Source organism: Rhizobium sp. SVR5-9E (genome assembly GCF_056755095.1).
Map to the genome: position 1 here is coordinate 1 of NZ_JBNDHS010000809.1, position 232 is coordinate 232.

Consider the following 232-nt stretch of genomic DNA (forward strand, 5'->3'; position numbering starts at 1 on the left):
TTATTAAATAACTTGTCAAAAATTGGAATATCAATTTTAGGTAAAATCAAACTTGGAACTTTTGGAATGTTCAAAGCAAATTTTGGAAAATCAAATGTTGGAATAGGAGGTGTTAATCTCTCTTGCATTTCAACAATTTTATGAACGTTTTCTTGTATTGGACTTATTGAATATGCAAGTTTAGATAACTGATTCCATTTTGCGCTATCTTCCATAATTCTCTGCATTTTTT

At 28.0% G+C, this 232-nt stretch carries 1 protein-coding gene; it reads right to left on the reverse strand.

What is annotated here, in order from left to right; all coding sequences use genetic code 11:
- Positions 1-215: hypothetical protein (locus ACPYOJ_RS37080; protein WP_481420643.1), on the reverse strand; the 215-nt coding region annotated here is incomplete at its 3' end.
- Between the last annotated feature and the right edge of the window lie 17 nt (positions 216-232).